Origin of the sequence: Noviluteimonas gilva (assembly GCF_009740395.1) — a bacterium.
In the GTDB taxonomy this organism is placed as follows: Bacteria; Pseudomonadota; Gammaproteobacteria; order Xanthomonadales; family Xanthomonadaceae; genus Noviluteimonas; species Noviluteimonas gilva.
In genome coordinates, this window is the sequence record NZ_WOXT01000002.1 from 624,158 (window position 1) to 645,721 (window position 21,564).

The 21,564-nt window shown below is 63.7% G+C and carries 26 protein-coding genes; 15 read left to right on the plus strand and 11 right to left on the minus strand.

Going from position 1 to position 21,564, the window contains the following annotated elements:
- Positions 1 to 305 precede the first annotated feature (305 nt).
- Positions 306 to 821: a hypothetical protein gene (locus tag GN331_RS10045; RefSeq protein ID WP_156641827.1), complete on the plus strand. Its 516-nt coding sequence runs from the start codon at positions 306 to 308 to the stop codon at positions 819 to 821.
- 199 nt (positions 822 to 1,020) lie between these two features.
- Positions 1,021 to 1,455 (plus strand): hypothetical protein, encoded by a 435-nt coding sequence (locus GN331_RS10050; protein ID WP_156641829.1) that lies wholly within the window; start codon positions 1,021 to 1,023, stop codon positions 1,453 to 1,455.
- A 69-nt stretch (positions 1,456 to 1,524) separates the two neighbouring features.
- On the opposite strand, the gene GN331_RS10055 is transcribed toward GN331_RS10050, so the two are convergent.
- Complete coding sequence (locus tag GN331_RS10055; RefSeq protein ID WP_197427078.1) at positions 1,525 to 2,454, minus strand: transporter; 930 nt, start codon at positions 2,452 to 2,454, stop codon at positions 1,525 to 1,527.
- Positions 2,455 to 3,066 carry a carbonic anhydrase gene (locus GN331_RS10060; protein WP_231734441.1) on the minus strand — a complete coding sequence of 204 codons (612 nt, stop codon included), beginning with the start codon at positions 3,064 to 3,066 and terminating at the stop codon, positions 2,455 to 2,457.
- A gap of 139 nt (positions 3,067 to 3,205) precedes the next feature.
- Here GN331_RS10060 and GN331_RS10065 point away from each other — a divergent pair, with 139 nt between their 5' ends.
- Both GN331_RS10065 and GN331_RS10070 read left to right on the plus strand, forming a co-directional pair.
- Positions 3,206 to 4,081, plus strand: coding sequence for a VOC family protein (locus GN331_RS10065; RefSeq protein WP_231734442.1), 876 nt, complete (start codon positions 3,206 to 3,208; stop codon positions 4,079 to 4,081).
- Between the two features lie 40 nt (positions 4,082 to 4,121).
- The gene (locus GN331_RS10070) at positions 4,122 to 4,715 is read left to right on the plus strand and encodes a DUF938 domain-containing protein (protein ID WP_156641834.1); all 594 of its coding nucleotides are present in this window, start codon (positions 4,122 to 4,124) and stop codon (positions 4,713 to 4,715) included.
- A 37-nt stretch (positions 4,716 to 4,752) separates the two neighbouring features.
- On the opposite strand, the gene GN331_RS10075 is transcribed toward GN331_RS10070, so the two are convergent.
- Both GN331_RS10075 and GN331_RS10080 read right to left on the minus strand, forming a co-directional pair.
- Positions 4,753 to 5,034 carry a hypothetical protein gene (locus GN331_RS10075; protein ID WP_197427080.1) on the minus strand — a complete coding sequence of 94 codons (282 nt, stop codon included), beginning with the start codon at positions 5,032 to 5,034 and terminating at the stop codon, positions 4,753 to 4,755.
- A 98-nt stretch (positions 5,035 to 5,132) separates the two neighbouring features.
- Positions 5,133 to 6,971 (minus strand): M28 family peptidase, encoded by a 1,839-nt coding sequence (locus GN331_RS10080; RefSeq protein WP_156641836.1) that lies wholly within the window; start codon positions 6,969 to 6,971, stop codon positions 5,133 to 5,135.
- A 142-nt stretch (positions 6,972 to 7,113) separates the two neighbouring features.
- Between GN331_RS10080 and GN331_RS10085 the strand changes: the two genes are divergently transcribed.
- Together GN331_RS10085 and GN331_RS10090 are read left to right on the plus strand one after the other, a co-directional pair.
- On the plus strand, positions 7,114 to 8,136 hold the full coding sequence (locus GN331_RS10085; RefSeq protein ID WP_156641837.1) for a histone deacetylase family protein: 1,023 nt from the start codon (positions 7,114 to 7,116) through the stop codon (positions 8,134 to 8,136).
- 92 nt (positions 8,137 to 8,228) lie between these two features.
- Complete coding sequence (locus GN331_RS10090) at positions 8,229 to 8,600, plus strand: hypothetical protein (RefSeq protein ID WP_156641839.1); 372 nt, start codon at positions 8,229 to 8,231, stop codon at positions 8,598 to 8,600.
- 23 nt (positions 8,601 to 8,623) lie between these two features.
- Here GN331_RS10090 and GN331_RS10095 read toward each other — a convergent pair whose 3' ends face one another.
- Complete coding sequence (locus tag GN331_RS10095; RefSeq protein WP_156641840.1) at positions 8,624 to 9,763, minus strand: calcium:cation antiporter; 1,140 nt, start codon at positions 9,761 to 9,763, stop codon at positions 8,624 to 8,626.
- 194 nt (positions 9,764 to 9,957) lie between these two features.
- Between GN331_RS10095 and GN331_RS10100 the strand changes: the two genes are divergently transcribed.
- Positions 9,958 to 10,233: a hypothetical protein gene (locus GN331_RS10100; RefSeq protein ID WP_156641842.1), complete on the plus strand. Its 276-nt coding sequence runs from the start codon at positions 9,958 to 9,960 to the stop codon at positions 10,231 to 10,233.
- Here GN331_RS10100 and GN331_RS10105 read toward each other — a convergent pair.
- Positions 10,230 to 13,058: a PAS domain-containing protein gene (locus tag GN331_RS10105; protein WP_197427081.1), complete on the minus strand. Its 2,829-nt coding sequence runs from the start codon at positions 13,056 to 13,058 to the stop codon at positions 10,230 to 10,232. The genes GN331_RS10100 and GN331_RS10105 overlap by 4 nt on opposite strands.
- 646 nt (positions 13,059 to 13,704) lie before the next feature.
- Here GN331_RS10105 and GN331_RS10110 point away from each other — a divergent pair.
- Entirely contained in the window at positions 13,705 to 14,178 is a 474-nt protein-coding gene (locus GN331_RS10110; protein WP_156641847.1) for a tetratricopeptide repeat protein, read from the plus strand.
- A gap of 37 nt (positions 14,179 to 14,215) precedes the next feature.
- Here GN331_RS10110 and GN331_RS10115 read toward each other — a convergent pair whose 3' ends face one another.
- The gene (locus tag GN331_RS10115) at positions 14,216 to 14,608 is read right to left on the minus strand and encodes a hypothetical protein (protein WP_156641849.1); all 393 of its coding nucleotides are present in this window, start codon (positions 14,606 to 14,608) and stop codon (positions 14,216 to 14,218) included.
- Positions 14,609 to 14,851: 243 nt separating this feature from the next.
- Here GN331_RS10115 and GN331_RS10120 point away from each other — a divergent pair, with 243 nt between their 5' ends.
- From GN331_RS10120 to GN331_RS10130, 3 genes are all read left to right on the plus strand, one after another.
- Positions 14,852 to 15,184 (plus strand): MafI2 family immunity protein, encoded by a 333-nt coding sequence (locus GN331_RS10120; RefSeq protein ID WP_156641850.1) that lies wholly within the window; start codon positions 14,852 to 14,854, stop codon positions 15,182 to 15,184.
- Positions 15,185 to 15,777: 593 nt separating this feature from the next.
- Complete coding sequence (locus GN331_RS10125; RefSeq protein WP_156641851.1) at positions 15,778 to 16,257, plus strand: hypothetical protein; 480 nt, start codon at positions 15,778 to 15,780, stop codon at positions 16,255 to 16,257.
- 161 nt (positions 16,258 to 16,418) lie between these two features.
- The gene (locus GN331_RS10130; RefSeq protein WP_156641853.1) at positions 16,419 to 16,835 is read left to right on the plus strand and encodes a hypothetical protein; all 417 of its coding nucleotides are present in this window, start codon (positions 16,419 to 16,421) and stop codon (positions 16,833 to 16,835) included.
- A 37-nt stretch (positions 16,836 to 16,872) separates the two neighbouring features.
- On the opposite strand, the gene GN331_RS10135 is transcribed toward GN331_RS10130, so the two are convergent.
- Together GN331_RS10135 and GN331_RS10140 are read right to left on the minus strand one after the other, a co-directional pair.
- A complete protein-coding gene (locus GN331_RS10135) occupies positions 16,873 to 17,109 on the minus strand; it encodes a hypothetical protein (RefSeq protein WP_156641855.1) in 237 nt (78 codons plus the stop codon).
- 513 nt (positions 17,110 to 17,622) lie between these two features.
- Entirely contained in the window at positions 17,623 to 18,414 is a 792-nt protein-coding gene (locus tag GN331_RS10140; protein WP_425489286.1) for a L,D-transpeptidase family protein, read from the minus strand.
- Between the two features lie 261 nt (positions 18,415 to 18,675).
- Between GN331_RS10140 and GN331_RS10145 the strand changes: the two genes are divergently transcribed.
- The 4 genes from GN331_RS10145 (at position 18,676) to GN331_RS10160 (ending at position 20,511) form a co-directional block, all read left to right on the plus strand.
- Positions 18,676 to 19,062 carry a nuclear transport factor 2 family protein gene (locus tag GN331_RS10145; protein WP_156642051.1) on the plus strand — a complete coding sequence of 129 codons (387 nt, stop codon included), beginning with the start codon at positions 18,676 to 18,678 and terminating at the stop codon, positions 19,060 to 19,062.
- A 195-nt stretch (positions 19,063 to 19,257) separates the two neighbouring features.
- Positions 19,258 to 19,608: a hypothetical protein gene (locus tag GN331_RS10150; RefSeq protein ID WP_156641859.1), complete on the plus strand. Its 351-nt coding sequence runs from the start codon at positions 19,258 to 19,260 to the stop codon at positions 19,606 to 19,608.
- 94 nt (positions 19,609 to 19,702) lie between these two features.
- On the plus strand, positions 19,703 to 20,182 hold the full coding sequence (locus GN331_RS10155) for a hypothetical protein (RefSeq protein ID WP_156641861.1): 480 nt from the start codon (positions 19,703 to 19,705) through the stop codon (positions 20,180 to 20,182).
- Positions 20,179 to 20,511 carry a hypothetical protein gene (locus GN331_RS10160; protein ID WP_156641863.1) on the plus strand — a complete coding sequence of 111 codons (333 nt, stop codon included), beginning with the start codon at positions 20,179 to 20,181 and terminating at the stop codon, positions 20,509 to 20,511. Before GN331_RS10155 ends, GN331_RS10160 begins: the two co-directional genes overlap by 4 nt.
- Before the next feature lie 38 nt (positions 20,512 to 20,549).
- On the opposite strand, the gene GN331_RS10165 is transcribed toward GN331_RS10160, so the two are convergent.
- Both GN331_RS10165 and GN331_RS16560 read right to left on the minus strand, forming a co-directional pair.
- A complete protein-coding gene (locus GN331_RS10165) occupies positions 20,550 to 20,789 on the minus strand; it encodes a hypothetical protein (protein WP_156641865.1) in 240 nt (79 codons plus the stop codon).
- A gap of 370 nt (positions 20,790 to 21,159) precedes the next feature.
- The gene (locus GN331_RS16560; RefSeq protein WP_197427083.1) at positions 21,160 to 21,480 is read right to left on the minus strand and encodes a hypothetical protein; all 321 of its coding nucleotides are present in this window, start codon (positions 21,478 to 21,480) and stop codon (positions 21,160 to 21,162) included.
- Positions 21,481 to 21,564 lie beyond the last annotated feature (84 nt).

The window sequence follows — 21,564 nt, forward strand, 5'->3', positions numbered from 1 at the left end:
GGATTAGGAACGTGTGTTTTGTGTGGAAAGAAAATGTTGAACGCGACGGCAGAGTTCGTGTGCGGTCTGAATGGGTGCATGCGCGTGTCGATGAACGACATTCGCGTGGTGCGCTGCGGTGGCTTGTGCAGCGCAATAGATCGGATGCGCGAATGCAAGCCTCGGCGAGACTTGCGCGCTACGAGTTCATCTCTTTTTCTGGAGCCTTAACGGGTCAGCTTTCGAACAGTTTTTCCGCGCGAATGCGGCCGGAGTCGCGACTGACGCCGTTATCTCTCTAGCCGACCTGGCGAAAGGAGATGAACATGAAGGCAACCCACGCTTTGACGGCGATCCTGTTGGTGGCCGCTGTCCTGAGCGCTCCCGCGAAAGCTGCGCGCGTCGAAGAACCGGGCAGTACGGCATGCGTGGGAAATACCGCGCAAGACGACAACGCGCTGCGCAAGCGCACCAGCGGCGCCACCAACGAATCCACGACCAGCGTGGTCATCACATGCTCCGTGCCGATCGTGTCGCTCATGATCCCGCCGAACGACTCCACGAATGTCGTACGCGTGCGGTTGGCGCTGTTCAACGGTGCGACGGCGAGTCGGAATATCGGCTGCCGATTGGTCAGGTTCAACAATGGCCCCGGCGGCCCCGATCCGGTCATTGCCAATGTGACAGTTCCCAGGAACGGACGCGCAGTGATGGACATCCGCCCAGATCAGGATCGACATGGGCAGACCAGCTTTGCACTGACCTGCACGATTCCGCCGTTGATGACCATCGAACGGCTGACACTCGATACGCGGGACTTCCAGTGGATGCCGATGGAGTGAGAGAGCGCAGCGCCGAATCGTGTGGATTGGCGAGGCGACCGATCTTTTGCTTCCTTCCGCCGTTGCCGTGGCCCATCCTGCGATCGTGAGCGCCGCTGGGGAGTAGCGACTCACCACGCAAGAGTCGGTGCTGCTCGTCCTGCGAAGGCGAGGCGCAACTCTGCAAACATTCGCTCACATCCGATCAGGGGAAACATTCATGCACCTACTTCCTCGCGTTCTCGCTGTCGTTGCTGCTTGCGCGATTTTCCCCGCGGCCCACGCCGCTTGCACGGCCGCCACCATCAAGGGTTACTTCGCGGCAAGCGGCGGCGGATCGTACTTCTCGACGTATGCCGCCTTCGGCGTGGCCCATGTCTACTTCAATGGCGTAAACGCCGTCTCCATTTCGAACTACAAGGAAGGGCAGGACGGTAGCGTCCGCGTGTTCACGGGCTACGGTAGCTACCAGGTCGACCAATATTGCCGCGGTACGGCGTCGATCGCGCTCAAGGAGAACGGCGTTGCCGCCGGCACGATCTCGCTTTCGTTCGTCGCGTCGGGGACACCCACGAGTCCGCAACTCCAGGCGCTCATCAGCAACCCGGCGACGGGGTTCACGGGTGGCGCAGTTCTGAACAAGATCAACCTCTAACAATCAACCAAATCGGCCTGCGATAACCAGAGCCCGTCAAGGCGGGCCCTGCGTCGCTCACCCGATGCATCACAGTTCTCCACCCCAACGGTGCTGCCACGCGATCGCGATGGCATCGAAGTCGTTGCCGGTGCGCGCGGAGACGCCGCTGCTGGCGGCGAGCTTGATCGAGTTCAGGCGATCGATGGGCAACGCGAGCGTCAGGCCCAAGCGCCAGTTTTGTTGCAGGTCGTTGCGGAGGGCGCCGTTGATTTCGGAACGGCCGCCCGCGAACCAGTTGACGTCGAGGGACACCCACTTGCCGGAGCTGAAGCTGTGGATCGCGTGGGCCTGCAATGCATACAGCGGACGTTGGGAGCGCGTGTTGCCGCCGTAGAAGTCGTCGTTGTCGGTGAAGAACACGACGGCGGCCTGGCCCTCCAGCGTCCATCGGCCTACCGCTTTCGAAACGCCGATCTCCGGTTTGATGGACCAGCGGTTCGTGCCGATGTTCAACAGCCGGCTCCCGTCGTACTGGCCCCACGGCGGCGACACCTGCAGGCTCGCGCCGACGATCAGGTCCTGCTTCCAGCCCTTGAACTCGCGCAGGGAAAGCGAGGGCGCGCCGTGCAGGTTGATGGACACGCGGAAGGCGGGTCGACCGAAACCGCTGATCTCGCGCGAGACGGGTTGACCAAGGTAATCGGCGTCGCCCGACAAGCGCATGTAGGGCACGATCACGTCGAACTTGCCGGAGCGGCCGCCGAAGTCGATCACGCGCGCATACGCGAACACCGCGCCCGTGGTTTCGATGTGCGCGTCGGTGATCGGCAGCGACGCGTCGAACGCCAGGCCGCCGCGTGTTTGCACGAGGCCCGCGACAGCGAAGTTCACACCGATCGGCGCATTGGAATAGGCGCGGGGTTCGATGTCCTGCGCCAGCGCGATCGACGGCGCGACCACCAGTGCAAGCACGCCGGCTGTGGCGGCGCACAACGGGCGCGAGGGCAGAGGGCGCACCTATCCGGCCCTTGGTGCGCGTTCCGGCAACAGCGCGACCACGCCGCTCGCAACGTCGTAGAGCGCAGGCACGACCTTGAGCGAGCCGTCCTTCACCCGCGAATCGATCACCGTGGACGCATGCGTCAACACGCCCACCTGGTTGAGGACGTGCTGCCGCGTGACCTCACCCGGATCTGCATCGTCTCCGCCCGCCAGGCTGATGGCGGGCAGGATCCCTGCAAACAACGCGCTGATCTGGCCCGGCACTTCGTCGTTCCGGATCGCCGCCTTGATCGCGCCGCAGTTCGTATGGCCCATGACGATGATCGCTTTCACGCCAAGGATGGCCACCGCGTATTCCAGGCTGGCGATGACTTCCGTGGACGCGGTGTTGCCTGCGATCCGGGTGACGAACACGCGACCGATGTGTTCGTCCAGCACCAAGCCGACGGGCACGCGCGAATCGGCACAGGCCAGGATCGCGACGAACGGATGCTGGTGGTCGGCCGTCTGGGCATGCAGCAGGTCCATGTCCTGGTGGTAAACGGTCGACTGGCCTTCCACGAATCGCCGGTTGCCGGCCAACGCGAGCGCGATGGCATCGTCGGGTGTGTCGGGCACCGCTTCCATGGATGGGTTTCCGGCAAGGCGCTCTTCAAGCAACGCATCAGGGCCGTGGGGCACGGACACGCGCCCATGCATAACCCGATCGGGTAATACGCCGGTGAAACAGCTTGGGCATGCTTCTGCGAGCTGCAGGTCCAGTCGCATGTCCACTCCCAATGGAAAACAAGCCATGGCCAACAAGTCAGAGTCCGATCGCACCGATCTGCAAAGGCGCAGCGTGCTGCAGGCAGCCGGGATCGCAGTTGGCGGCAGTCTAGCGGCGGCATTTCCCTCCGCATTCGCGCAGGGAACCACGGCAAAGGCGGGGACGGGCCAAGCCCTTGGCTCGATCGGTGGCCGCCTGCGGGGGGTGCAGCATTTCGGACTGACTGTGCAGAACATGGATCGCGCGTTCGAGTTCTACACCGAAGTCCTCGGGGGCACCGAGGTGATGCGCGATGGCGACTTCCAGGGCGAGCGCATCCATAACACGCTTCTCACCGATCAGGTGATCGAGGCGAATGCGCGCAAGGTCAACCCTCTGACGATGGGCATACCGGACCTGCGGAGCGGCGCGCAGCGCCTGGATGTCCGGTTCATCCAGTTCGACAACGTGGTGATCGAGCTGCTGCAGTACCGCGACTCAACACAGCCGGCCGGCAACGGAAATGCATTCGCCGAACCGCTCGACCACATGAGTCCGGCGTTCCCCAGGATGATGCACATCTGTTTCCACATCCGCGACGAGGTGGACTTCAATCAGTTCATCGCAGACCTGGAAGCCGAAGCCGCGCGCCGGGGCATGCAACACGTTCGTGCCAATCGCGTCGTGACGGTCACGACGGAGCAGGAGCGCAAGGCCGCGCCACTGGATGCGAACAGCAACGGCATTACCGAGGGGAAGTCGAACGGCTGGCGGCTGATCTACTGCAAGGGATCGGAGGGTGAGCAGTTGGAGTTCGTGCAGGCACTGGGCCCTGTCAAGCGTGTCTTCGATGGCGCGCGTGAAGCACGCCAGCGCATGGTGTCGGGCCTTTAGGTCCGCATCTGATAAGCCGTGATGCGGCATGCTGTGCGGCATGGACGCCAAACCCTTCGCGCCTGCCTGCGAGCGCAATCGTGATCCGATCCTCGCAGTGTTGCGAACGCAGTTCGCCGACCGCCGCAGCGTCCTCGAGGTGGGCAGCGGGACCGGGCAGCACGCGGTGTATTTCGCCGCCGCGATGCCCTGGCTGTCGTGGCAGTGCGCCGATCTGCCCGCGCAATTGCCCGGCATTCGGCTGTGGTTGGACGAGGCCGGGCTGCCCAACACGCCGCCGCCGTTCGCGCTCGACGTGGGTGGGCCGTGGCCGACCGGGCCGTACGACGCAGTGTTCAGCGCCAACATCCTGCACATCGTCGGGTGGCCGGAGGTCGAGGCGTTTTTCGACGGGGTGGGGCGCGTGCTCGGTGCCGACGGCATGCTCGTCGTGTACGGGCCGTTCAACACGGGCGGGCGTTACACGAGTGAGAGCAATCGCGAGTTCGATGCCTGGTTGAAGGCGCGCGATGCGCGTTCCGGGATTCGCGATGTCGAGGCGGTGCAGAAGCTTGCTGCGCAGGCCGGGCTGCAGGTGGTCGATGATGTGGCGATGCCGGCGAACAATCGCTGTCTTGTTTGGCGGCGGGGCTGATGTGCTGGCGAGGGGCGACACGGGAAAAAATTTGAAACTACATGCTTGGCGCGTCATCCACTTCGACCCCAAGCTTGGCATCAGACGGCGTCGTGAGCTGTTCCGTGATCTGTAGTCGACGCACGACAAGGCTGTCGATCTCCAGTCGCTTGATGCGTGCTCGGCCGATGACCAGGCGACCGACGACCAATGCGCCGATGGCGGCCGCGCCAATCGCAATCGCGCCCAGCGTCATCCCGCCCAGCGCCATGGCGCCGACGGACTGCGCACCGACCGCCTTTGCGGGAACGGCGCTGGAGCGTGTGAGTTCGCGTTTCATGGTTCGGGCGCTTGTGTCGAGGGAGTCGGGGACTGATCGCCATCCAACGAGTGTCTTAGGGCACGGCGCAGCCGGCGCAAATCGGCCACGCATTGGTCCTAGCGGATCTGCTCCACCACGCCGACGCGCTCCAGCGCCTGCAGGTATTCGATCACCAATGCCAACGGCACCGGGCCGAACTCGGCCGACACGTCGTTCGTGATCTGCTGCGCATCGCGCGTTCCGTCGGCGAAATTCAGCACCTCGTAGGCATAGTCGCCGCCGCCACCGTGCGGGCCCTCGAAATCGAGCAGCTTCGGACGCGGCAGCGCCAGCCGCTTTGCGTGGTCGTCGAACCAGTCGTAGCCGAACACGCTGAGCGGGCCGCGCGGTTCCGGGTTGCGGCGGAAGACGCGCTTGCCGTCGCCGCTCGCCGCGGGGCCCGGTGCGCGCATGGGTGCGGGAGTCGCCGCCGGCGTGCCGATGCGTGGATCGTTCGCGAGCGCGACGCCCGTCGCCGCGCCGATGAAGGCAACGCGACCCAGCTTGGTCGGGTCGATGTTCGCCGCGGTATCCAGCGTGGTGTGGATGTAGCGATCGGGCCAGTCGTTGAGATAGATCGCCGGAATCGCGTAGCTGGAATCCTGGTAGACCTCGTGGTCGCTCCCCAACGCAAAGGGCGAGTCCTCCGCGCGCAAGGGTTCCTTGCCGCCCGACGGCGCGAGCATCGGGAACTGCGCTTTGCCGGTCGCGGCGAAGTCGTAACTTTGCACGTTGACCCATTGCGCGAAGCCCCACGCCACGTCATGGATGAAGGACGGCAGGCTCGCCGGCCCGCGCGTGACATGGAACACCGCCTGTGTCCGCGGCCCGCCGCCGACCATGTCCATGTGCACCACGGCCCTGATGCGCCGGGCGAAATCCTTACGCGCGTTGAGCAGGACCACCGTGCCCTCGACCTCGGGCCCCCAGATGAATCGGATCGTGCGCGCCGGCCGTGCGAGTGCGCGCTGCGCGATCAACGTCTGCAGCGTGCGTCCGACTTCCAGGATGGTCGAGCAACCGCTGGCGTTGTCGTTGGCGCCGGGCTTGGGATGGTCGAGGTGGCAGGTGAACGCGATTTCCTGTTCTTTCAGGCGCGGATCGGCGCCGGGAATCGTGGCCGTCACCACTTCGTAAGGACTGGCGTGTTGGCCGGCTTTCACCGACGCATGCAATCGGATCGCTTCGCCGGCGGACAGACGTGCCTTCAATGCATTCGCCTGTTTCATCGACAGCATGAAGGCGAAGGTCGGATGGGCCGAGAAGCTGTCGAGATGACCCCAGCGGATCTGTTCGATGTTGTCGCCCGACCAACCGTTGGGCTGGTTCTGCTGATAGCTGAGGATGCCCACCGCGCCGAACTTGCCGATCGCCAGGTCCTGCACTTCGCCGGGCGAAGCGGAGACCAGCACGAGTTTTCCTTTCACGTCCTTGCCCGCGTAGTCGGCTTCGGTGTTGCCGGCGCCGACATCGACCAGCAACGCGGTCACGTCCGCCGATTCGCTGTCCTCTGCAAGCACCATGGGCACCGCGGCGTAGCTCGCGATCGGCGCCTGCTTGCCATCGCTTACCTCCACCAGTTCGCCCGCATCCGCATCCCAGGCCCGGCGCGAACGCTGCGTGCCGTAGAAGATCGTGCCGTCGGCTGGGAACTGCAGGATCTCGACATCCGTCAGCCCGAACGATCGCGCGCGACTGGCCACCCATTCGGCCGACGTGTGGAAACCGCGCGAGCCACGCTCACGATGCTGCTGCACGATGCCTTCGAGGGTCTGCATCGCCATCTCGCCATTGACCTCGCGCGCGATCGCGGCGACGTCCTGCTCCGGAAGCGCAAGCGCATCCGCTGGCGAAGCAAGGCATGTGAGCGGCGCGAGGGAGAGCAAGCCGAAGCAGAGCAGGACGGGCAGGCGCATGGTGGCTCCGAAGCACGGCGCGCCGGCGGGCGTGCGCGGATCGATTATGCCTGCGTCCCAAGCGGTCACCGACGCGGGCGAGTCGGGTTATCGTCAGCGTGCCAGCCGCACCCCTTGTCGACAAACCCAACCGGATCGCCCCATGCACGTCGTCCACTCGCCCCTCCACGCGCGGCACGCCGGCGGCGTCGAACTCCATCGCGGGCAGCTCGTCCCCAGCTTCGAATCCCCCGACCGCATCGACCACATCCTGCGCGCGCTGCAGGCCGCGAATGCGCCGATCGGCCTCCCGCGCGATTACCCCATCGAAAGCCTGCACACCGTGCACGATCCGGCGTTCGTCGCTTTCCTGCGCACCGCGTATGCGCGTTGGCAGGAGGAGGGGCGAAGCGGATCGATGTTGCCGAGCGGGTTTCCGGCGCGCAGCCTGCGTCGCGATCGCGTTCCGGAAGGGGTCAACGGGGCGATGGGGTATTACGCGTTCGACGCGGGAACGCCCATCGTCGAAGGCACGTGGGAGGCGGCATTCGCTTCTGCGCGCTGCGCGTTGACGGCGGCCCACCTGGTCGCGGAAGGCGAACGCGCGGCGTACGCACTGTGCCGGCCGCCCGGACACCATGCGGCGGGTTCGGTGTACGGCGGCTACTGCTATCTCAACAACGCCGCGCTCGCGGCACAGGCCCTGCGCGGCGCCGGCTTCGCGCGCGTGGCCGTGCTCGACATCGACTACCACCACGGCAACGGCACGCAGGACATCTTCTACGCACGCGGCGATGTGTTCTTCGCCTCGCTGCACGGCACGCCGGAGACGGAGTATCCGTACTTCCTCGGCTACGCCGACGAACGCGGCGAGGGCGCAGGCGAGGGCGCCACGCTCAACCTTCCGCTGCCGCGTGGCACCGCGTGGGCGGCGTACGCGCAGGCGCTCGACGTGGCACTGCGCGCGATCGATCGCTTCGGCGCCGACGCGCTGGTGGTGTCGCTCGGCGTGGACACGTTCGAAGACGACCCGATCAGCAGCTTCGCCCTGGGAACGGCGCACTTCGTCGAGATGGGCGCGCGCATCGCGGCGCTACGGCGTCCGACCGTGCTGGCGCAGGAAGGTGGGTATGCGGTGGAGGCGATCGGGGCGAATGTGGCGGGGGTGTTGGCGGCGTTCGCCTGAGCGCACCGTCACTTCTCGGAACTTCGTCGACTTGTTGGCCGGGTTGCGCTTGCATAAGCTCCTGCGACGGTGGATCCAGACGCGAGACAGCGATGACTGATTGGTCCTACATACTTTTTGCGTCAGCCATCTACGGCTTTGGGTTCCTGGGGCTGTTCGGCATTTCCCTTCTCCCCATGCGCGCAACGATTGCACTCAGGCGCAACGCATTCCTGTGGCATTCGTCTGCGTCCGGCAGGGTTTCGCTGATTGTCGTGGGGGTTGCTGCAGTTGCGGCCATCGCATACGGCGTGCCACTGATTGCAGGTGTGTTTCGCTGCCTTACAGAGATGCGATGCGGCGCCAACCGCGCCAGTGGCTGGTTCTTCGTTGCGCAGTTCGGCGTTTGCTATCTGACGTTCGAGCTCGTATCGAATCTCGTCCTGGCGGCGGGTCGCAAACACGCCGCACGGCTTCGGAGCTGACGCCAACGATATCGGCTGCGCCCCTAAGGCTCGAAGGCGAGCACCAGGAACGCCACGAACACGGCCAGGTGCACGCCGCCTTCCAGCATCGTCGTGCGTGCGCGGGAGAACGTCAGCGTCGCCAGGATCAGCGTGGTGGCGAGCAGCACGATGCTGGTCGGTGGCAACCCGAGGATCACGTCCTGTCCGGTGAACAGGCCGATGAGGAGCACGACCGGCACGGTGATGCCCAGCGTGGATAACGTCGCGCCGAGACTGACGTTGATCGCCTTCGTCAGCTCGTTTCGCGTGACCGCGATCAGCGTGGAGAGGCCTTCCGGTGCGAAGACCAGGATCGCGATCACGATGCCGCCGACCGGGGCGGGGATGTCCAGCGCCGACAGACCGTGATCCAACAGGGTCGCCAGCGGCGTGGCGAGCAGCGAGATCGGCAGGATGCACGCGAGCAACCGAATGCCGCCGATCACCACCTGTTTCGCAGGCGTGGGCGCGATGTCGTGCGCGACGTTTTCCGACGCGGAGGTCGGCGACACACCGGGGGCGCGGTCGGCGAAACCGGGATCGACGAAATAGCGTTGGTGCCGTCCGACTTGCAGGAACAGGAACAGGCCGTAGAGGAGCAGCGTCATCAGCGCGAAGCACACCGCTTGTAGCGCCGTCAGGGTGCCGCCTGTCGACGAGGCGGTGAACGTGGGCAGCACCAGGGTGATCGCCGACAACGGGATCACGACGGACAAGTAGGCCGAGGCGCCCTGGAGATTGAACACTTGTTCGAAATGGCGCCTGCCGCCGATCAGCAGCCCCAGGCCGACCACGCCGTTGAGCACGATCATCAACACCGAATACATGGCATCGCGCGCCATCGTCGAGTCTTCGCGATCGACCATCATGGCTGCGACGATCAGCACCACTTCCGTCACGGACACGGAGAGCGTGAGCACCAGGGTGCTGAAGGGTTCGCGGATCAGGCGCGCCACGCCCTCGGCCTCGTGGACCGCGCCGAGCGCGCTCCAGATGACGACGACGAACAGCCAGGCGAACAGCGCCGCGAGGACCCACGGCGTTTTCCAGGGCACGTCGAGGCCCGTCGTCACGAACAGCGCAACGACGGTGATCCAGGCGGCGATCGCGCCCCGGCTGAAGTTGGCGGCCACGCGGTACATCAGGGCATGTGGCGTGAAGGGCTGGTCAATCCGAAGGCCGGGGCAAGCCCTGCGGAATCGAGGTCTCGCTGAGGTCGCAAAGCGCGAGCTTTGCAGGGAGCCGATCGTTTTCGCTAACTCAGCGTCCGCTTTCGACCCATAGCGGACATTGGAGCAGGGTAGGATTCGCCGTTCCTCGGAACGGATTCGTTCAAGTGATTTTCAAACGTGGATCACTGACATTTCGCGAGTGGTGGCACGCGCCGATTACGCCCAGGGATCGAGTGACAGGTTTGATCATTGGTGGGGCAGGCGGCTTCTGGATCGGGCTCCTTGGGCGCATCGCGCTCGGCGCGACGCCAGTCGGTTTCGCCGAGGTCGTCCTCTGGGGATTGGGCGCGATGATTTGCTGCGCGATCCTGGGCTACGCATTTCCGAAGCTGATGAGCGTCGTCCTGTTCCCAATCTCGATATTCGGCGTGAGCAGCTAGGTTGAGCCACCGTCGGTAGACGACTTGATTGAATTCCTGTCGAAAGACGGCGAGTCACGCATTGACTGCTTCCGAGACTCACTTCGGACGGCGCCGGCAGGACGGGCGCTCGACCGCCGTCCAACCTCATCCGACGGGACTCCAAGCGCAAGCAAACCCACGATGCGTTCGACGTCGACCGGCTTCACCAAGTGGTGATGGAAGCCCGCTGCGCGGGATTCTGCTTCGTCGCACTGCTGCCCGTATCCGGTCAACGCGATGAAGCAGGCAGGCTGGTCGCCCATGCGCTCGCGGAGTCGGCTCGCCAGCTCGTGCCCGGTCATGTCCGGCATGCCGATGTCCAGGATGAAGGCGTCCCAGCGCGGGCGCAGCGTCAGCAAGCCCAGTGCCTCGTGGCCGCCGGCGGCGACCGTGACGTCATGTCCGAGCAGACGCAGGACGGTCGCGAGCGTATCGGCGGCGTCGCGGTTGTCGTCGACCAACATCACGGTGCGCGCCTGGACGGGTGCGCGCGACGTCATGGCTTCCGCCACCGGCTCGAGGTCGACCTCGGTCCGTGGAAGCACAAGTCGGAACGTACTGCCGCGCGCAAGGCCTCCGCTGGACGCGGCGATGCTGCCGCCGTGTGCGCTCACGATGCTGCGGACCAGCGCAAGACCGATGCCGAGCCCGCCCTGCACGCGATCGGGCGTGCGTGCGGCCTGGGTGAACAGGTCGAACACATGCGGCAACAGCGAGGGCTCGATGCCGACGCCATTGTCGGTCACCTCGATCGCCACTTCGCTTTCCATCACCGTCAGCGCAACACGGATGGCGCCCTCTTGCGGCGTGTACTTGGCGGCGTTGGTCAACAGGTTTGTCACAACCTGGACCAGGCGATGCCAGTCGCCGAGCACGAAGGCCGGACCGCCGGTGGTCTCCACCGTCAGTGTGTGCCGGCGCAACTGCACGGTCGGCTCGGACTGTTCGACCGCCGCAGCGACGACGGTACGCATGTCCACGGGCTTGCGATCGAAATCGACAAGCCCGCGAGTGACCCGCGACACATCCAACAGGTCGTCGACCAGATCGGTCATGTGCGCAACCTGTCGGGAGATGATCTCGGCCGACCTGCTGACGCGCGCCTCGTCGCTGGGCGCCAAGCGCAGAAGCTCGGCGGCGGTGCGGATCGGCGCAAGCGGGTTGCGCAACTCGTGGGAGAGCATCGCAAGGAACTCGTCCTTGCGTCGGTCCGCGTTTTCGAGCGTTTCGATGAGACGCCGCCGCTCGGTGATGTCGAGCGACGCGCCGATCAGGCCGACCACCTTGCCGTCCTCATCGAACCACGGGGCCTTCGTCGACAGCCAGATCGCCGGCGAGCCGTCGGCCAGCTGGATCTCCTCTTCGACCTGCTCGGCGACGCCGCTTTCCATGATGCGACGGTCGTTGGCCATCACCCCCTCGGCTTGCGCTTTGTCGGCAAGGAGTTCGAGGTCGGTGCGGCCCAGGAAGTACGACTGCGGCACGCCGAGCAGGTCCGCCACGCCGTGGTTGCCGACGACGAGTCGGCCTTCCCGGTCCTTCGCGTACACCACACCCGGCACGGTCTCGGTAAACGTGCGCAGCAGCGTCAGGGCGCGGTCGCGCTCGGCCTCGACGCGGTGTCGTTCGTCATGGCCCAACAAGACGCCTGGGAAACGCACGGCCCTGCCGTTTTCGTCCATCTCCACGCGCCCGTTCGCTTCCACCCAGGCCCAGGTGCCGTCCCGAGTGAGCACACGGTATTCGCAACGGTAAGGGCCGCCGCGCGCCAGCGCCCCTTCGACCGCCGCGCTTACGCGGTCGCGGTCATCGGGGTGGATGGCGTCGACGGCAATCGCCAGCGGGATGCCATCGCGACACGCCCGCTCATCCAGCCCGAACAGGTGGGCGAATCGCTCGTCGCCGCTGATGCGGTCTTCCGGGACCAACCACACCCAGGTCGCCAGGATCGCCCCGGCATCCAACGCCAGTTGCACGCGTTCGGCGGCCAGCGAAGCCGTCTCCGCCTCTTCGCGGCGTTGGGTAATGTCGTGGAAGAACACCGCCAAACCTTCCTCCACGGGAAAGGCGCGAACTTCGAACCAGCACTGGCGGCCGTTCTCGAACGTGTACTGGTGCTCGATGCTCTCCGCGCGGCCGCTGGCTAGCGCACGCAGATACATCTGTCCGAGCGGCGACTCCAGCGTGCCGGGGAACAGATCCCAGTGCAGTCGACCCAGCAGCGCATCGCGATGGAGATCGGTCAGGCGTTCGGTGACCGGGTTCACCTCCACCACGCGGAAGTCGCGATCGAAGAGGACAAACGCCTCATCCATGTTTTCCAGCACTTGCCGATGCCGCGCATCGCTCGCGGACAGGTCGCGCTCGAGCTGCATCTGGGCGGTGATGTCGCTGCACGCGCCGAACATGCCTGCCACCGTGCCCGACGCATCGCGGACGGGGGCAAAGAAGAACGAGAAATAGGTTTCCTCGGGATAGCCGTTGCGCTCGAGCATCAGGTGCATGCTGGAAATGTGCACCGGGTCGCCGGCAGCGGCCGAGGCGATCAGCGGTTCGAGCTCGTTGCGGATCTCGGGCCAAACCTCTTCGAGGATGTCGCGCCCGAGCGCCCAGGGATGCTTGGCCCCGAGGAACGGCACGTAGTGATCGTTGTAGAGGAAGGTCCTCGAGGGTCCCCACACGATGTACATCGGCTGGTTGGACGCCAGCATCAGTGCGACCAGCGTACGCAACGCCTCTGACCAACTCTCCACGGGGCCGAGCGACGTGCGCTGCCAATCCATCTCGCGCAGCCGCGCGCCCATCTGGCCACCGCCTGAAAGTACGTGAAGTTCCGTGTGAGGCATCGCTACTGCGCTTCCGGCCGGGGTTTCGGTCGGGGATGATACGGAAGTCCCTGGTGACGCCGCGGTGGTTAGCGCTCTTTGTGGCCGGTTTTCCGGGACGGCCTGGTGTCGTCGGTCTGCTCGCCCACCGGCTATGCTCTGTTGGGCCTAAGACCACTCGACGGACACCTCATGTCGCACCGTCAGGTTACTGGAGTCGCACTCTCGATCCCGAGTCTGCTCATTGGGGCGGCTGTCGCTGGCTTTGCGCTTTTTACGAACTACGTCGTGTGGATTGCGCGCCCTCCTCATTGCGACATGATGTGCCCCCTGTTGGCGCTCACGCCCACGGCCACCGCTGTTCTTTGGTCGGCTTGGTTGCTTGCCTGGTGTACTCCGGTTTGGGGAGTGCTTGGCAGCCGAAAGCGAATGCTGGCAGCAAGCACTGTGGTCGCGGCTGCCGGAAGCCTGTTGATGTTCTGCCGCTGGCTCTGATCTATCTTCCGAAATGGCGCTCCCAGCGAATGTCCGCTCTTGGCCGATAGCTGCCATTGATCACCAAAGCGGAAATTCGGCGCGACGTTCCGGCAGACTCATGGAATGACGCGGATCGGGGGAGTCGGTCATGCAAGAAATCGAGAAGGTCTACCGACAAATCAGGGCGGGAAGGCTTGCATCTGCGGAACGCTTGCTGCTGGGCAACGAGGGAGCTCGCATCCGCCCCCCGTTCAATGGCGACCTCAACCACGCTTGGTATGTCGTAGGCGATATTCGATATCGACGCGGGCGGATGGTGGGCGCGGTCGCTGCATTCCGGCGAGCATGGCGCCACAGGCCCGACGACCGGGACGCAATGATGGCGATTGCAAACTGCTACTCGGAACTAGGTCGTCCCAGATGGAGTGCCTACTACCTGGAGAAGGCATTGCGGCGCCGAGGGCAGAAGCCTGAGCTCTTCTACAACCTTGGTAACGCCTACTTCGACCTTGATGCCTTCCCGAAGGCAATCGAGTGCTATCGCTCCGCATCCAAGGGAGCGGCTGGTGCGTTGAAAGCGATGTGCCTGCGGAATCTTGCTATTGCCAGAGAGCGGGCCTGATTCGCGGCCGTGATGTCTGTGGGCATCGTCGATTCAACTATGGCTTCGGCTCGACAGGCATCGGACAACGCTCCAGCGGGTAACTACTGGTGCATGGCGTAGGCGGAGGCTGATGTGTCCGAACCACGACCGAGCGTTCGTAGCCCTGACGAATCAGGCACGCCTCAATCTGCTGTCGTGCGTTGGCCAGAGTTGGAGTGACGATTGCTGTCTTCCCCAGCGTCAGGGCGCAACCATCAATAACCGATTCGTTTGCCTCCCAGATGCAGCCATCCTCCACTACCGCGATGTCTTCGAGCGTCAAGGGTGTGAAGGTGTCCGCGGATGTTTTTTCTTCAGCTCTGGGGTAAGACGCTGGGGTCATGCATTTCAATTTGACCCAACTCGTATTGTCGTCTCCGATGTCGGCATGAACCTGGTTAGCAGCCATGTGGTACTTCGTCGTCGCCGTGCAACCGGTAAGCAACGTCATTGCGAGAACGGCTAGAAATCGCATGTCTGTCCCCTTCAACCTGCGCCAAACTTTAGCAGGCAGCCGCTAATGTCCGCTTTTGGCGATAGCGGACATACCGGCTCAGTGGATGCTTTCGACCCAAAGCGGTCATGTTGTAGCCTCACTGGCGCCCCAGTTGCCGTCACCAATGCGTCCGCCATATCGGGAGTTGCCGAGCCCATGCAAGATGTCGACGAGAAAGTCAGCCGCCGCCAGGCCCTTGAGTTCTACTTGATGCGAGGACTATGGGGTGAAGTGCATCCGCAATTGAGGCAGGCGTCCATCGAGGCCGATCGCGCGACCAGAACGGTGCGCGTTCGATTCGAATATGACGGAGAGCCATCACTGGATGCGCTTGAATGTGGTTCTTGCGCCGCGAGCGAGGTCTTTGCCTGTTTTCCCGCGACGTGGGAGCTGGACGAGCAGCATGTCGCTGCACCTCGCTCAGGCGGGCTGTCCCAGCTTGAGTACCTCGTCTATCTGCGTTGGGAGCCGGAACGTTACGTTGAGTAATGAGTGTCCGCTTTCGACCCAAAGCGGACATCGTGCCGCTGCGTCCCTATGCGCTCGAACTGGCTACGCGAGGTCTTATGATTCTGTTGATGACGCCTCAAGTCCGCAACGTTGTGGCCTACGCCAACTACTTCGTGGCGGCCGGTATAGGCGCTTGGAGCCTCTACCTCATCTCAAGTCCGCTGCACCCGCTTGCTTCCGATTCGCATGGTGGCCTCCTCGCAATGTTTTCTGGGCTGTTCTTGGCGCCTGTCGCGCTTGCGATGTTCGCGTCGGGTCGACTACATCAGCGGGAATCTACGGGGGCCTGGCTCATGCAGGCGATCTCGCTTGCACTAGTGGCGGCGTTGGGTCTTTTGTTCGCGCTGCCATAGCGGCAAGCCGTCGAACGTCGGGCTGTTTCAGGGGGTTAACGCGTGGCCGGCACAAACCGGAGCGCGACACCATCATTGGCGCGCCGCAGGAAGCCGATCGTTTTCGCTACGGCAGCGTCCGCCTTCTACCCATAGCGGACATTCGACCTGCGCTCTGTCGGCACCTTTGACCTGGGCACCGGTCCGGTACAGTAACTGGCGACGGCAAGGGACATCACCATGCAACGGTTGTATCGATTGACCGCCCTGGCTCTCGTGCTGGCGCTGACGCCCTGGAGCCCTCCCGCCGTAGCTGTGGATACGACCGTGTACGTTTTGAACGGATCACCGCTCGACGACGGAACCGCCGCAGTGCTGGACTTCGACGACGACACGCTGATGGTGTCGGGCGATCTTTTCTCGCTCTCGCCGTGTGCCACAAGTTGGCTTGTCTGCATCAAGTCTGACTACATGACCGTGGTCGTTCCGCGCACGACCCAAGCATCGAGTCATTGGACAGCAGAAGGGTTTGACTTCCACTACGTCAGAGATTCCAAGCTGCGAGTCGGCGGTGCGAGCACTGAAGTTCGCGAGATCCGGTCCCCGCAAGGCAGCGGTGAGTTCGCGTTTTTCGTGAGCCGAACGGGTGTGTTGGTCGCGTGGAGGCACACCTACAAGACCATGACCGGCGATCTCGAAACGTACGAATACAAAATGTAGTTGAGGATGTCCGCTTGTGGCCGATAGCGGACATTGGGACGGGTGACTGCTTCCGACCCAAAGCGGACATCGCTCGATGCGCGCTGTGCCCTGCGTCCCCCTCTTGCTTGTTGGCAAGACCCCGCGCCGATAAGCTCAGATCAAATCTGGAGCTTGGCGCCGTGGACCGAGTGCTTTCCGGCAATGCCAAAACATCGCTATCCCTTGGTCAGCAAGCTCGGCGAGTGCTGTTGGCCGCAGTTGTTGCTTGCCTGTTGCTGCTGCCCGGCGTGCTGACCGCGCTGGTTTGGACGCCCGTAAACTTCCTCGTTGCACTCGGAGCCATTGCGCTGACCATCGCATCGGCAGTCTGGCTGCCCCAGGCGCGGTGGCCGTTCGCACTCCTGGGCGCAGCCTTGGTGGGCATCCCGCCATATCCAAACTGGCTCTGGTACGACGAGAACGGCTTGGTGTTCCGCATTGGGGCCTCGCTTACCGACGAGAGTCCACTCCGCTACCTTTGGTTGGTGCTTCCAGCCCTCGCTCTTTTTGTGGTCCTGCACATCCTGGTTTCCACACTGCGCCGTGTCCGAGAATGACCGCTTCTGGCCGAAAGCGGACGTCCTAATCAGCGCTTCAATCGGCTTCTGTGTCTCGCTCGCAAAACGCGAACAACACGCCGCCCAAGATCAACAACGGCAGCGCTAGTAAGAGGAAGGCGAGGATCGCGATGCCCCCGAGCATGCCTCCGGCATCCGGAGACTCACCGCCCGGGAAGACGAGCGTCAGCACGAATAGGCCCGCCGAAAGCGCCAGGATCAACAGCCCGGTTCCGGTCACCAGCCATGCCATCGCTTCGCGGGGGTTGCGCATGCGCGAGAGTCTGCACGGCACACTGGGCAGGGTCAAAGGACTGGATGGCCGCTATCGACCCAAAGCGGACATTTTGAATGCATGACAAACTGCTTCGGAAGCGGCAACGGGGGAAGGCATGCTTGGTAGATCGTGCGTAATGACGGGGCTAGCTTGTCTTCTCGTGGCGCAGTCGAGTTGTGCGCACGCTCCCGCGAGTGACCCGCTGCTCGATCGCTTGCGACAGAGCTTCGGCGCCTTCGCGCATTGCCGGTCGGGGCTCCCACCGACGCCCGCTGCCCGAGTGATGCACCACGGCTCGTGGGCTTGAAGAAGACCCAGATCCGAAATGCACTTGGTGCGCCCGACATGGACGTGGGCGAGACCTGGACTTACTTTTTTTCCAGTCCGATTCCCGCAGAGCAGAGAGGGGGCGGCCATCCGGAGTTGAGCTTTACGTTCGACCCTCGCAAGCAAGTAGCGAGCGTCACCTGCTACTACTCCGAGTGAGTCGCATGTGGGCAGCTTCCGGGGTCACCGAACCGCAGGTCCGCTCGCGTCGATGATGTCCGGAAGCGCCCAGGCGCCCTGCAGGCGCGCGTATTCCGCGCGCGGCAGGAGGACGAACACGGGATGCTTCGAGGGAACCAGCCACGCGAACATTTCGTCCATGGCGGGTTCCGCCATCGCCGTGCATCCTGCCGTGGCTTCGCCCGGCGCATTCCACAGGTGCGCGAAGATGCAGCTGCCGGCGCCGGGGCGCGCGTTCGGGTTGTGTTCGATCACCAACCCGCGGCGATAACGCATGTCGCCATCGGCGTGCAGGTCGCGGCGCATCGGTTCGGTCGACCCCTCGACCGCGTTCGTGCCCACCTCGGCCGCACTGACGATGCGGTTGTAGAGCGGCGAGTCCGGCACGTCGATGCAGTAGTCATCGGCCTGCATCGCGAGATAGGGCATGGCGGTGGCGGCCGCGGGGGCGTAGCCGAACGCGCTCCCCAACGCGAACACGCCTGCCGGGGAGCGGCCATCGCCTTCGTGCTTGGTGGGGCCCGGGCCTTCTTGCAGCGGATGAAGGCCAAGACCCCAGGCGCTTCCCGCGCGCCCCACGGTCACGGCCGTCGTTGCGCCTGTCTGGCGCCAGCGCGTCGATCCGGCATCGCGTTCGAAACGCCGCAATTCGCCGCCGGTCGCGTCCCAGCCGCTCGTGGTGACGACCACCATCTGCTCGGCACTCTGCCAGGCCGGCGCCTGTCGCGTACCCACGATCGAGCAAGACGCCCCCAGCAACAGCAGCAGGGCCAGCGCCGCGCGTGCGGAGCGCAGGGCGCGCGGTACGTTGGATGTCATTGCGATTCCCTCGACTGTCGCGTGGCGTGGATCAGGCGATATACGTCGCTGCAGCACATGTGGCTCAGTCGCTGTATAGCCCTTGGATTGCCGCGGAGCAAGGCGGCGGACGAGAGGTGACCGACGGTAGGGTCGCGAGCGCACCGCGAGCCGGTGTAACGTCCGCATCGCAGTACAGATTGCGCATGCGCAAGGGTGGGGAGTGCGCCAGGACAAGGAGGATCGTGCGTGAAAGCGATGCAGACAGAAATTCCGGCGTTCCTGGTAGACCTCGAGGACGCCTTCAACAGGGCCATGATCTCCAATGACGTGGAGCAGATCTCGCGTTGCGTCACGGACGATTGGATCCTGGTAACACCGGAGGCCGGCCCAATTCCTCGCTCTCGCATCCTCGACGTCATCGGCTCCGGGCTTTTGAGCCATGCCACGATGACAAAAGTTCCAACGCATGCGTGTGTCATCGGGGACATGGCCTGGGTCACTGGTCGCGGACAGAACACCGGCACTTTCAACAGGCAGCCCATGCAGGCCGATGAGTACATCACCGACATCTACCGCAAAGTAGATGGACAGTGGCGCTGCATGCTGACGCATCTCACGCCGGTTGGTGGGAGCAACAGGTGACGTGAGATGAGGAAACTCGCTTCGGGGTCACTGTTTTCGTTGCGTTGCCAATGTTTGTGATCGGTCTGGTTCTGGTTTCATTCTCGGCGTGTAGGCGGAGACCCCAAGAGTCGTAGATGTCCGCTGTTGGCCGATAGCGGTCACTTGGAAATTGGTACCCTGACTCCCGCTTTCCCATTCTGCTGAAATAGACGCATGCCAAGAATCGTCATCGCCGTCTGGATATACCTCTGCGGTCTCGTGGGCGCCGTCACCACCGGCACATTCCTGGCACGGGTTCTTTCAATGTATCCGCGCCCCGTCGAGCCTGCCGTGTCGGTTGCCTTCGCCAACATGGTTGCAAATGCGCCCACATGGCTTTGGGGAAGCGCGGCGCTGTCCGCGGCGCTGGGCATCTACTTGTGGCGCTCACGTCGGCCGTTGGAGACGCGCCTGTTCGCGGCCGCGGTGATCGCCGCCCTCAATTTGTTCCTGGCGATGTACTTCTCGGTCGCGCTGGTCGTTTCGTACTTCTACCTGCCGAATCTTGCAAGTGGCGGCGCGTGATCGTTGCAGCCAAACGACCGCGCTACCCAGATGGCGGCGTCTAGCAGCGCCACAAATGTCCGCTTGTGGCCGAAAGCGGACATTTGAGCGTTCCATGGCCTGCACGCTCCCGACAGCCGGCACCCTGGATTCCGTCATGCTTTCGCATATCCGCTGCTGCACGTTGGTCCTCATGCTGGCGACGCTCTGCGGTTGCGGCGACGCGTTGTCGTCGTCCATCGCAGACCAATTCTCGGAATCGGGGCGCAAGACCGTAGATCTCGCGTCCGCTGTTCCGGGCAATTGGAATCGCGTGTGCGTGCTCGGGCCGTACTCCACCAATGCCTCGGCCGCCGAGGCGCTCGGGTTCGACTGGCCCGCTGAAACCCTGACGGACATCGCACGCAACGACGGCATCTCAGTGCTGATTTTCGTGCAGGGCAAATCGGTGCTTCGCTATGCGGAGCACCCGCGCCGCTCCGGCGACTTCAGTAATTTGACGGGCCGCTGCTTCCCGCGCGCGAGTGCCAAGTTCGTGCAAGTGGATCGACCAGCGAAAGGCTGGCCTGGTTTGTTCCCGGCGGATGCGAAGTGACTGCTAACGACCGTATGAGAGATCAGTTACGAAACTTGAGAGGCCAAAAGGCCAAGGACTTCTGCATCCGCCTTTGGTTCGAGCTGACGCTCGCGGGACGCGATATCTGGAGCGACCACGGCTTGGACCGCGATGCCCAATTGAACGCACTAAAGTGGCTCAATGAGATCCAGCATCGCGTCTGGGGTGCACATGCGCGCGACGATGACGAAGCGATTTCAGGGCTTCTAGCTTGTATCGTTTCCCACTGCGAACAATCGCCGATTCTCGGCGGGCACGTTCGAATCGCGCTGGACAGCGCACTGAATTCCGTTGCGCATTCGAAGTGATCGAGGGCCCGCACCGGCCGATAGCGTAAAGCTGGTCGTCAGATCGCTCGCACTTCGGCATCGCGAACCCGGAAGTAGCCCAGCACGCAGTGCGGATTGCGCAGCGCGAACTGGATGTGCGTCTCTTGATGGAAAGCTGACGAGTCCGAAACAGCGTCGCCTTGCGGAAAGTAAGAGCGAACCGCGTCGTAGGGCGGCTTGCCCAACGACTTTCGCATGGCGTGGATGTGGTTGATGACCTGCCGATCCAACTTGCGGAGGATGTCGTCCTTGCCCAATTGATTGGGGCTGGGGCCGTTCTTTTGAAGCGTTTGCCCTGGGCTTTGAGGTCGTTTATGGCCTCGGAGTACTCAAGACGCCCTTCAGATGTTGCCAGGTCCAGCCAACGGTGGACCCGGACCACCGCGCCGATCACCGCGGCCGTTTTTATCGCGCCCTTACTCAATATCGGATGCTCGTTGGCGGCTTGCGCGAAAAGGAGTGCGCGCTTCCAGTCATCCTCGAAAAAGTAGGCACCCGTCCCTAACCAGTCGTAGGGGTTCTTGCTCTCTTTGACATCGATCGTTTCCTCGCCGGAGGCGAGCAACATGTCGCGCACGCTTTCGTCGCAGCCGTGGTAGGCCACGAGCAGATGACCGGGGCGATCCATCAGGCCTTCCTGGCGGCAGCTTTCTTGGCGGTCTTCTTCGTAACCTTCTTGGCTGCCTTGGTGGCGGCTTTCTTCGCCACCTTCCTGGAGGTGCCAAGCCCGCTTGGCGCGCGCGTTGTCGCAGCCTTCCTGACCGCAGCCACGCGCGCTTGGGTGGCTGCTTTGTCGATGGTCAGCTGACCGGTCAACGGATCTTTGGCGATGACGACGGTGACGTATTTCACGCCTTGAGAATAGCGCCAGACCGGGGCATCCGCTAGCTTGCGCTCGGCACCGCGATCGCCGATCTCGTGCAGAGCGTGGCTGTTTTCCTTAGTCATCTGTGCGATCAGATCCTCGATCGGGTATCCCGGTGCCAGCGAGTCTTCGCCTCTCGGGTGCCCCTTGCCCGGGCGCTCAACTCC